General features: G+C 40.8%; 10 protein-coding genes. 7 read left to right on the forward strand and 3 right to left on the reverse strand.

Annotation, left to right across the window (positions count from 1 at the left end):
- The first annotated feature begins 465 nt into the window (after positions 1–465).
- The 3 genes from EXT48_RS19065 to EXT48_RS19075 all read left to right on the forward strand — a co-directional run bounded on the left by EXT48_RS19065 (position 466) and on the right by EXT48_RS19075 (position 3,121).
- Positions 466–786 carry a hypothetical protein gene (locus EXT48_RS19065; protein WP_130165406.1) on the forward strand — a complete coding sequence of 107 codons (321 nt, stop codon included), beginning with the start codon at positions 466–468 and terminating at the stop codon, positions 784–786.
- Positions 783–2,396 carry a PepSY domain-containing protein gene (locus tag EXT48_RS19070; protein ID WP_130127351.1) on the forward strand — a complete coding sequence of 538 codons (1,614 nt, stop codon included), beginning with the start codon at positions 783–785 and terminating at the stop codon, positions 2,394–2,396. Before EXT48_RS19065 ends, EXT48_RS19070 begins: the two co-directional genes overlap by 4 nt.
- 104 nt (positions 2,397–2,500) lie before the next feature.
- A complete protein-coding gene (locus EXT48_RS19075; RefSeq protein WP_130165407.1) occupies positions 2,501–3,121 on the forward strand; it encodes a LysE family translocator in 621 nt (206 codons plus the stop codon).
- Here EXT48_RS19075 and EXT48_RS19080 read toward each other — a convergent pair.
- A complete protein-coding gene (locus EXT48_RS19080) occupies positions 3,083–4,009 on the reverse strand; it encodes a LysR substrate-binding domain-containing protein (RefSeq protein WP_130165408.1) in 927 nt (308 codons plus the stop codon). The two genes, EXT48_RS19075 and EXT48_RS19080, sit on opposite strands and share 39 nt — an antisense overlap.
- Positions 4,010–4,116: 107 nt before the next feature.
- Between EXT48_RS19080 and EXT48_RS19085 the strand changes: the two genes are divergently transcribed.
- Positions 4,117–4,923: an aminotransferase class IV gene (locus tag EXT48_RS19085; RefSeq protein ID WP_130165409.1), complete on the forward strand. Its 807-nt coding sequence runs from the start codon at positions 4,117–4,119 to the stop codon at positions 4,921–4,923.
- Here the strand turns inward: EXT48_RS19085 and EXT48_RS19090 are convergent, their stop codons facing one another.
- Positions 4,924–5,532: a hypothetical protein gene (locus tag EXT48_RS19090; RefSeq protein WP_017216656.1), complete on the reverse strand. Its 609-nt coding sequence runs from the start codon at positions 5,530–5,532 to the stop codon at positions 4,924–4,926.
- Positions 5,533–5,863: 331 nt separating this feature from the next.
- On the opposite strand from EXT48_RS19090, the gene EXT48_RS19095 reads away from it, so the two are divergent.
- Positions 5,864–6,559: a hypothetical protein gene (locus tag EXT48_RS19095; RefSeq protein WP_130165410.1), complete on the forward strand. Its 696-nt coding sequence runs from the start codon at positions 5,864–5,866 to the stop codon at positions 6,557–6,559.
- Positions 6,560–6,762: 203 nt separating this feature from the next.
- On the opposite strand, the gene EXT48_RS19100 is transcribed toward EXT48_RS19095, so the two are convergent.
- A complete protein-coding gene (locus EXT48_RS19100) occupies positions 6,763–7,734 on the reverse strand; it encodes an integron integrase (RefSeq protein ID WP_130165411.1) in 972 nt (323 codons plus the stop codon).
- Between the two features lie 233 nt (positions 7,735–7,967).
- On the opposite strand from EXT48_RS19100, the gene EXT48_RS19105 reads away from it, so the two are divergent.
- Together EXT48_RS19105 and EXT48_RS19110 are read left to right on the forward strand one after the other, a co-directional pair.
- Positions 7,968–8,921 carry an HNH endonuclease gene (locus EXT48_RS19105; RefSeq protein ID WP_130165412.1) on the forward strand — a complete coding sequence of 318 codons (954 nt, stop codon included), beginning with the start codon at positions 7,968–7,970 and terminating at the stop codon, positions 8,919–8,921.
- Positions 8,922–9,045: 124 nt separating this feature from the next.
- Positions 9,046–9,342: a hypothetical protein gene (locus EXT48_RS19110; protein ID WP_130165413.1), complete on the forward strand. Its 297-nt coding sequence runs from the start codon at positions 9,046–9,048 to the stop codon at positions 9,340–9,342.
- Positions 9,343–9,648: the final 306 nt, after the last annotated feature.

Genomic DNA, 9,648 nt, shown 5'->3' on the forward strand with positions numbered 1-9,648 from the left:
GCGTTTCATGTTTATACAAAAATCAATTCAGTGTGGCTGCTCTTAACATGCCTTTGCACACAGAAGTATCAGGATATTCACTATAATTTTTTTGTGTAATATAAATGATTATCATATCAATTGTATTTTGTGTTGCTGAAAATAAAACATTCGCTATAATCTTAACCTCACCTTAATCCTCAATCTAATTGTAAAACGGAGTTTTACCTTGTTAAGTGTGTTTTTTGTCGCTCTTCTGAGCCTTGCAATTACGTTAATTTACTGCACAAACAAGCATCAGCGCTTGTTAAAGCGACCTCTGCCAAACAATGCCAGATCTGCTGGCTACATTCTTCTGGCAATTACATTCATTTTTGCAATACAAATTTTTGCAGGTGCAGCGGTCGTATTTAGTTGGCTTATCGGTGTCATGGTGCTTACTGCGCTTATTCCCTTCACCATTTTAATACTTTTTAGGAAGTCACAATGAGCCGGTTGTCACAAGCTGAAAAGGTTCAACCCGATTGGCTAGGTAAATCGCTGGCAGGCATTATTTTAGGCCTAGCGTTGAGTTTTGGTCTAGTTGGCCTTTTCGCTTGGCTTGGTAGCGACGGCCTAACCCAAACTATAAGTGTCGAGAAGCAGAGTTGGCGCACCCAGTTCAATATGTGGATGGTTTCACCGATTTGGCTGTTAATTTTAAGCCTTGTATTTATGTTTAAAAATTATAAGCAAGCAGTACTTTGGTTGGGTGGGGCGAATATCGTTGTGTATGTATTATTGTATTTTGTAAGAGGGATGGCATGAAGATCCGCGCTGATATTTTAAGGATTTACCAGAGCGTTCATACTTGGACGGGGATCACCACAGGATTGCTGCTGTTTATCGGATTCTTTGCCGGTGCTATTACGATGTTTGCGAGCAGTATCGATAAATGGGCGACTCCCCCATCTCATCAATTGTCGCAAGTAGAAACCACCCAGTACGATGAGTTGCTCCGACGTGCTTTTGTGCAATATCCAGAGTCACAAAATGGGATTAGAGTCAGTTTTGAGGAAGGACAATCTCCCATTACGTGGTACCAGCAAGGTAATGCGAGAGGGTTAAGCTTAGATAAGCAGCTATGGCATGGCACCTTGAATGAGTCCGGTGAGCTTGAAGCCCATACCAGCTATATCAATGAGCTGTCGTCATTGGTTGATTACCTTCACCGCAGCGCAGGTATTGTAGGTGAAATCGGTCACGACCAAGCTGGAGTTTATGTACTTGGAATAGCTGCAATCTTGTATTTCGTAGCATTGGTATCAGGGGTGATCTTCTTATTGCCAACCCTAGTGAAGAGCTTCTTTGCATTAAGAGACAAAAAAGGGGCTAGCCGTTTTTGGTTAGACACGCATAACTTAATTGGGATCACCAGCCTACCGTTTCATATTATTATCGCGATTACAGTGATCGTATTCGCATTTCATGATTTCTTATACGATGGTCTAGGCAAACTTTACGGTGATAAACCACTATTTGGGCGTGAAGCGCCGTCAGCGGTTGAGTTTAAAGTTGATAACTTACCCAGCATTGAAGAAATCATGGAAAAGGCACGTGCTTATGCACCTGAACATCAAATTAAAGAAATTACCCTCAGTCGCTTAAATAGCAAAGGACCTTCAGCTTCTATACAACTCGTAAGCGATGAGCACTTAATGCGCGGACCTAAAACTGACTTCTTGTTTATGAATCCTTATACGTTTGAGATTTCTACAAGCAGTGTCATGAATGGCGATCAAGGTATCTGGGGTGCGGTAGTGACTACATTATTCGGTCTTCACTTTGGGAGTTACGGCGGTGAGTTTGGTCGTTGGGCTTATTTTATTATGGGTATTTTAGGCGCTGTGTTGTTTTATACGGGTAACTTATTGTGGCTTGAGAAGCGCCGTAAGCAAAAACAACCAGAGCAATCAAAATCAAGCCGAGTGATGGGGAAATTAACTATTGGCGTGGCAATGGGCTCATTATTGGGTGTAGCCGCGGCGTTTGCCCTAACAAAATGGACAGCGTTGACCACAATGAACATCAATGTTGTGTATATGTGGGTCTATTATCTGTGTTTTGGATTTACCTTGATTGCGGCATTCGTTATCGGCATGAGTAAAACTGCAATTTGGTCACAAAGGGCGATTGCCATTTTGTGCTTCTCGTTGCCACTGACTTCAATCATTGCGTTTGCAATCCCAAGTCTTGGCATTTGGCCAGCGACAGCTTGGTCTTCTATTGGTTTGGAGTTAACCGCCATGATCTTAGGTGTTATTTTTTGGCGAATGGCAGATAAGACAAAGTATAGGGCTTACAATGGCGAAGCCAATAGCATTTGGTTTATTGGTCAGCATAAAACAGAATGTGAATTACAAACGCAGTCTGTATAAAAAACACGTAGAAAGGGGCTGGTAGCTCCTTTTTACTTACAAAGTGTCATCTATTTTTTCAAATCTGTTATCCTACTCGTTTTGCAATTCTCTACGGAAAAATTATGGAGCTTACAGCCTGGTTAAGTCTTGCTGCTATTTGTGCTTTTGGTGCGATGTCGCCAGGCCCAAGTTTAGCGGTTGTCTTGCGTTATAGCCTATTTCATAGTGCCAAACACGGTATTGTCGCAAGCCTTGCGCATGGTTTGGGAGTTGGAATTTATGCCAGCCTAGCAATCTTAGGGTTGTCAGGGCTTATTCATCAATTTCCGATTGTATACCAATTTTTGGTTTACGGTGGTGCTGCTTACTTGGCATGGATGGGGATAAAAATCCTAATGAGTAAGAGCCAAGGGTTAGCGGTATCACAGTCTCAAGTGACAACGTCGTATGCCAAAGCAGCGCAGGATGGTTTTGCAATTGCATTTTTGAATCCGAAGTTAGCTATTTTCTTCGTTGCGCTCTTTTCGCAGTTTATTGACCCAGAAAAGATGACTTTAACGGTAGGTTTTATCATGTGTATCACCGTGCTAACGATAGATGCGTTGTGGTATTTTATTGTCTCAGTTTTGAGTGCTTCAGCAAGAGATAAATTCGATTTAACGGCCAAGCGTGCTGTAATTGATAAAATACTGGGCTGTGCCTTTTTACTGCTCGCCGTGCGAGTGATTTACCAATCCTTGTAGCCATTGTAAGCACTTCTTGGTAGGCGTTCTATCGTTGCGCCCATCAGGGATGATCGCATAATATGCATAGGGAGCGGGGATCGCCAGTTCGCGCTTATCAAGCTGAACTAATCGACCACTAGAAATTTCTCTAGTAGCCAGTTTAGGCTCAACTAGGCCAATTGCATTCTCATCTTGTATATACTGGATCAATTGTGTCATTTCATCGAACGAAATTTGTTCAAAACTGCTGAGTTCGTTGTTGGTGATGCTTTCGTACCAAGTTGACCAACTAGGCCACTCTAAAGAACCGACGCGACACTTAACTGAACACAACAAAAATTGAGGAAATGTTTTAGGATTTTCCAACAAGGCTTGATGCTGTTGCCAAAAAGCCTTGCTGCAGACGGCGATAAGGCTGGTACTCATCAATTTTTTTATTTCAACAGCTCCTTCCAACACACCATCACAAAAGCGTATCGCAATATCAAAGTCGCTCTGTACCAATGGTCGTATTTTATCCGAAATATCGATTTCAATGTCGATATCAGGGTTTGATGATTTAAAACGAGCTAAATTAGGTAACAGTAGTTGAGTGGCAAAGCGCGTACTGGCGGTAATGCGTAATGTTTTATTATCTTGGTTGAGCTGCTTGGCTTGCGCTATTGCCGAGTGCATTTGTGTAAGCGACTTAGAAGCTTGTTGGCAAATGAGTCGCCCTTCTTTGGTCACTTCAAGACCTCCACTTTGTCGTGTAAATAACAAAAAACCAAGTCGACTTTCAAGTTGTCTAACTTGGTAGCTCACGGCTGCAGGTGTAAGTCCAAGTTCTTCTGCTACTTTTGAAAAGTTGTTAAGCCGCAAGCTTGCATCTAAGATTTGTAAGAGAGAACCACTTAAGTACTTCATTTAATACCCTGCAAATTAAATTTGTAGTGTTTGAAAAAACTATTCGTTTTTCAAAACCCCCTAGTTTCGAGAGAATAATACCACACAGAGGTATTTGGACTAGTGAAATGAAAGATAAGTTTTCTACTTTTATCAATGGTAATGTAGCGAAAATAGAGGAGTTAGAAAATCTGGCATTTGCAGGGCATGCACATTTTACTGCAATGCAAATGCGAGAATATGGAGTAAAAGGATTTGAGTTTCATATTGCAAGGTTACGGCAAGCTTCACAAAAAATATTTTCAATGGAGTTGAAAGAGACTGATGTGGTAGAGCAGCTACAAGCTGCGGTAAAGGAAGCCCCAAAGGATGGCTCAATCTTAATCACGGTATTTAGTTCAGATGGTGAATTTACGCAAAAATCAAAAGATGCGGATCTCAATATTATGATTAAAACAAGTGCTGCATATGATGGTCCAGCGGGGACGATGAGCCTTAAATCTTATGATTATCAGCGCCCACTTGCTGACATTAAACATGTAGGTGAAATCGCAAAAACTTATTTTTTGCGTGAAGCAAACAAAGCCGGGTTTGACGACGCACTTTTCGTTCATGACAATCGAGTATTGGAAGGCAGTATTTGGAATCTTGTTGGCTGGGATGGCGAAGGGTTAGTATGGCCAAAAGGGGCCAAATTACACGGTACTATGATGCAAACAATAGAAGCAATGGCGTATCAAACCGGTATAAAGCAAAGAAGTGTTGATATTTCAATCAGTGAAATAGCTCAGCTAGAGGGGCTTGCACTGCTCAACTCTTGGACACCCTGTGTTCCGGTTGCTGCGCTTGATGGTATACAGCTAAACCTAAACCAAGACTTTTATACATTACTACGAACGTTACACGATAAGGCGCCTGTGACTAGCTTGGTCTAACTAATCTAACCCTTTGCGCTGTATGTAGTTATGAAGAATAAATGCTTTGAGTTTTTCGTTATCGGTTTTATTCATTGCAAAGGATACGGCGAGCTCCAATGGGCTTGCCACTTTTATTGAGTGGACGTTTGCAAACAGTGGAATAGGGTCAGCGAGATATAATTTAGCGATCCGACTGATCACATTAATTTGGATTGCATTTGCTTGGTAGGGAAAAGTATTAATCAGTCCACCGGATTGGGATATGGAGACCATGTTAAACGGCATCATTTGAGGGGATAATCTAAATCTGACCGGCGTTGATGGGCAGGTACGCCAGCTTCGCGGTGCACTAGAGTTAGCGGCTTCCACGATATTAGGTGCTTCTAAGTTGTTGTCTAAAATCTCCATCAATGCCGATAGGTCGCTAAGTGGAAACTCGACCTGCTCGTTGGCATTTTTGGCAACGAGACTAAACTGAGAACTATTTGAAATACTCGCAAGTAACTTTTTAATCTCACTGTGCGTTTGCTGTTTTTGATCCCTAGCTTCCGGCAATAGCGAGCCTGCAACGCGATTACCGGCTAGGGTTCGGTTAATGAATTGTAATTCTTCCTTCGTTAATTTCATGATTAAGCACATCCATTGGGTGGTTGATATTTATACAGCAAGGTTTATACCAAATTCCGCTTTTGTTGCTATTGCGGCGTTTCTTTTTTAAGTACGGGCTTTGCAATTTGTTCAGCAGTAGACTTGTTGCCATTTAGCCTTCAAATAGGGCAACCTAACGTACCTAAGCGGCAATGAATTGCCCATGAAGCTGTACGAGTTATTTAAGAAAATGAAATATTTCCGTGTTCAGTGGATATTGATATGAATTCATCGGCTGATTGTTGAAAATATTTATTTGGAATAATGCTTGCAAAGGTCTAGCACCGAGATTGTTTTTTAGACTTGCCCAATGCCAACGCTTTTAACTGGACATCAAGTATCGCTGATTGAGCCTACTTCACTGAACTTTTCACCTGTAGAGCGAGAGAAATTAGTGATCCCGAGTGCTCATAATCAGCTTACAGCAAATGACAATCACCTTGCTGGTGGGGGGCGTGCTCACACCTTTAAACAAAACTTTATGAATGCCATGAGCAGTGGCTTGTCTAGCGAAACGTCGCAACATGACAAAAGTAAAGCGTTACTGCAGTTCCAATTTGCGGATCATGAAGTACTATTCGACCTTACAAGCATCGCCTCTCATGATGAGGCTGCTTACGAAAAGCTCCGAGCGTTGTTGGCTGATATGATGACAAGGCCTGTAAAGGTTGATATCAGCAGTAAAGATCAAGCGCAGCAATTACTGTTTAAAAATTTAGAGTTAGATTTTTTAGCGTACAAGGAGCTCTCTGAGCGGCTGGAAATGTTAGCAAAGCTTGACCATGAAACTGAAAGTCAAAAAGCATTGGCGCAGCAAGATAGAGATCGCATTCGTGCAGTAATTGCAAGTTTACATGCACGCCTAGAGAAGGGCCAAGAGGCGTTACTTGGTGGAACAACATTAAAAGCGTTGGATGTAAATCGCAAAGATTTTGAGCTTGAATTAGATAGCCTATTTACCAGTGTTGGCTTTGATTCGGATATGCCAGTAACTGGCGCGACTTGATTGCCGTGATCATTATTGTTTGCTGAGATTTGTACTTTTTACCAGGTATAAAGTGTAGTAGCCCATACCCGAATCTCACCGTTTAAAAAGAACGGGGCTAGACTTTACCTGACATGCGCTTTGTGGGAAAAAAGACGGTCGTCAACGTTACTTTTGTTCCACAAAGCGCACGTTCCACTAACTCATTTATGCCCCAAAATGAGCTAGAAAATTTTGCTCAAAGGGCTTACAACACCGTTTGCGCCTTGCTGTAAAACATGGGTATAAATCTGAGTGGTTTTAACGTCTGAATGGCCTAACTGAGCTTGTACTGTTCTAATATCTGCCCCACTTTGTAACAGGTGTGTAGCAAAAGAGTGGCGAAAAGTGTGGGGCGTTATAGGTTTTGTTATTTGTGCTTTTTTGGCTGCCTCTTTAACCGCTTTTCGTACTCCTGTTTGATGAAAATGATGTCGGCGGATCTCCCCAGTTTCAGGATCTGCACTTAACTTATATGAGGGAAATAGATACTGCCAAGCAATTGACTTATTGGCGCTAGGATATTTTCTTGCTAGTGCGTTTGGCATCCAAACACCTGCATATCGTTCATTCTGGGAATCTAATTTTAAGTATTCATCAGCCTGAGCAATTTGATTTCTTAGCAAAGGTATAAGTTCTGTGGCGAGAGTAACCACCCGATGTTTATTCCCTTTTCCATTCCAGATCCGAATGCACTTGTAGTCAAAGTCAATGTCCTGAACTCGTAGTTGAACAGCTTCCATTACACGTAAGCCGCTACCATACATTAAGCCTGAAATTAAATAATATCGTTTACTTAAAAACGACATGAGACGTTTAACCTCCTCGGGGGTCATAACAATTGGCAACTTAGATTGGCGCTTGCTTCTGATAAACGTTAGATTGGGGCACAAATCCTGTTTAATTATTTGCTTATACAGAAAAGATAATGCATTTAACGCTGTCGCTTGTGTTTTAGGCGACACATTACGTTTAAGCACAAGGTAGTCGAGATATTCGACAACCTCGTTATCGCCCATTGAAGCTGGGTGACGCTTATCATGAAAATGAATATAGGAAGAAATCCACTTAAGATATGTATCAACTGTTCTGAGCGAATATTGCTTAGTCAGCATAAACTCTGCGATGTGGTTTAGAAATGGTGAACGAGTTCTCATTGAATTAGCTCTAAAAAACTGTATTTATATACAGTATTGGCATGTTTCTCCTATAGTCAAGAAAACGACCCACTGGGTCGTTTTCATCCTTTTCATAATGATGAAAAATATATCTGTAGCAACAAGTTAGTTATTGTGATAAAACTGGTACAATGAGAATAATGACCCATGACTCGGTAGATAAACGACCCATTGGGTCGATATTAAATTGTTAGCTTTACAAGGAGTAATCTATGTCACTCTCAATCAATGAACGATTAGATTTTTTTGAAACAAACTATGATCCTATAGCAACATATCACCTTGATAAGGGTGGAAAACTGTATATTGGGAATGATGATAAAAAATGTCGTTTTTGTGGAGAAACGGAGCCGAATGTAACGTTCAGTAATGTAGCCCATGCTGTTCCAGAGTTTCTCGGAAATAAGCAATTAATTCTTAAAAATGAGTGTGACACTTGTAATACATTCGTATCCGAAAACCTTGAAAATGATCTTGATAAATATACAAAGCCTTTTCGGTTGGCAGCTCAAATAAAAGGCAAAAAGAAAGTGCCTAGTTATAAAACCAAAGATAAAAAATCTAGGTTTGAATTTTCATCGTCCGAAGGAGCTAAAATTATAGATAGAGAAGATAGTAAATTTGCGAATCTTGATATTGAAAATAAATCAATCGAAACAAATTTTCATCTCGAACCACATAGACCGAGTGCCGTTTTTAAATGTTTGGTAAAAATTGCACTTTCAGTAATTGATGATGTTGAACTGTCTAAATTTACCAATACGATCTCTTGGTTATTGGAACCTGATCATTCAAAAACAATTTGCAAGCCACAAATTCTTCTTAATGCATTTATTCCAGGCCCCAAACCAAATAAAGCTGTTACGATTATAGTACTCAGAAGAAAGGCTGAGTCAGTTGTTGCCCCATATTGCCACTTAGTTATTTGTTTTGGGAATATTGCTTATCAAATAGTGGTACCGTCCGATGTGGATATTACTAATGGAACTCAAACAGTGAAGTTGTATCGCTTCCCTTTACCATTCGAAGATAACAGGAAATATGGCAACATTAAATTCGGACAAGAAGATCTTACAAATCATGAAGTGGTAAGAGATAAAATGTTACCGATGAGTTTCAGCTTCGACGAAGCTATTAAACTCGACCCTTCGACTGTGAGTTTATAAAAGTAAAGCTAACAAGCAACTCAACGCGGATTCGGTTTACGGTCACGCGTTTTGCAAAAATACGCAAAACAACGTTCCAGCAAACCTTACCGGTTAGTTGGGCGTTAGGTGTTTTGAGGATTATATGAGATTTCCAGACTTACGTTTGCATGATTCGGTCGTTCAATCCATCGAGTATTTGTGGGAGCAAAAGTCAGTTCGAATAACTGGATTACTATGCTCGAAAGAGAGCGTGCAGTTCGAAATTAGTTTCTCAGCGGTATCAGCCGTGAATATAACCCAAGCTGAGCCGTGGGGACCATCGGTTTCAGTTAACGAAGTAAGAGTGTCAGAGAAAGGAGCGTACATTATAGAGATGCAATCAGGAGACGATATCCAAGTATTTGCTAGTTCCTTTGCCTATAAAGAAGTACACACATAACAAGCAATTTAAGAGGGATTCACAACGCTCGGCATTTTTGCTTCTACTTCAAATTTAGTGTTTATGGCACAATGTTTTGGGTTGGGTGGAGGCGTTGTTCACCCCTTAATTGGGCGTTGAGGCTGTAGAATTACTCTTTTCAGGTACTGGATTCTTGGTTTTGGATTGACTATTTCTTAACCTTGAATCGAGTTGGTTACTGTGATCTAATAGCTATTATTCACTCACGGTAATCTGTTATGGCCAACTATAAGCCAGACTTATCCCGCCAAAATAAATTCATTCCAATCAATTTCGCTGAGCAAA

The organism is Pseudoalteromonas sp. CO348 (assembly GCF_004208845.1).
Taxonomy (GTDB): domain Bacteria; phylum Pseudomonadota; class Gammaproteobacteria; order Enterobacterales; family Alteromonadaceae; genus Pseudoalteromonas; species Pseudoalteromonas maricaloris.

Bases quoted from the DNA above. Each gene is read 5' to 3' on its own strand.
- EXT48_RS19110 (WP_130165413.1), top strand. From the start codon at position 9,046: ATGAGATTTCCAGACTTACGTTTGCATGATTCGGTCGTTCAATCCATC.
- EXT48_RS19080 (WP_130165408.1), bottom strand. From the start codon at position 4,009: ATGAAGTACTTAAGTGGTTCTCTCTTACAAATCTTAGATGCAAGCTTG.
- EXT48_RS19100 (WP_130165411.1), bottom strand. From the start codon at position 7,734: ATGAGAACTCGTTCACCATTTCTAAACCACATCGCAGAGTTTATGCTG.
- EXT48_RS19105 (WP_130165412.1), top strand. From the start codon at position 7,968: ATGTCACTCTCAATCAATGAACGATTAGATTTTTTTGAAACAAACTAT.
- EXT48_RS19095 (WP_130165410.1), top strand. From the start codon at position 5,864: ATGCCAACGCTTTTAACTGGACATCAAGTATCGCTGATTGAGCCTACT.
- EXT48_RS19090 (WP_017216656.1), bottom strand. From the start codon at position 5,532: ATGAAATTAACGAAGGAAGAATTACAATTCATTAACCGAACCCTAGCC.
- EXT48_RS19070 (WP_130127351.1), top strand. From the start codon at position 783: ATGAAGATCCGCGCTGATATTTTAAGGATTTACCAGAGCGTTCATACT.
- EXT48_RS19065 (WP_130165406.1), top strand. From the start codon at position 466: ATGAGCCGGTTGTCACAAGCTGAAAAGGTTCAACCCGATTGGCTAGGT.
- EXT48_RS19085 (WP_130165409.1), top strand. From the start codon at position 4,117: ATGAAAGATAAGTTTTCTACTTTTATCAATGGTAATGTAGCGAAAATA.
- EXT48_RS19075 (WP_130165407.1), top strand. From the start codon at position 2,501: ATGGAGCTTACAGCCTGGTTAAGTCTTGCTGCTATTTGTGCTTTTGGT.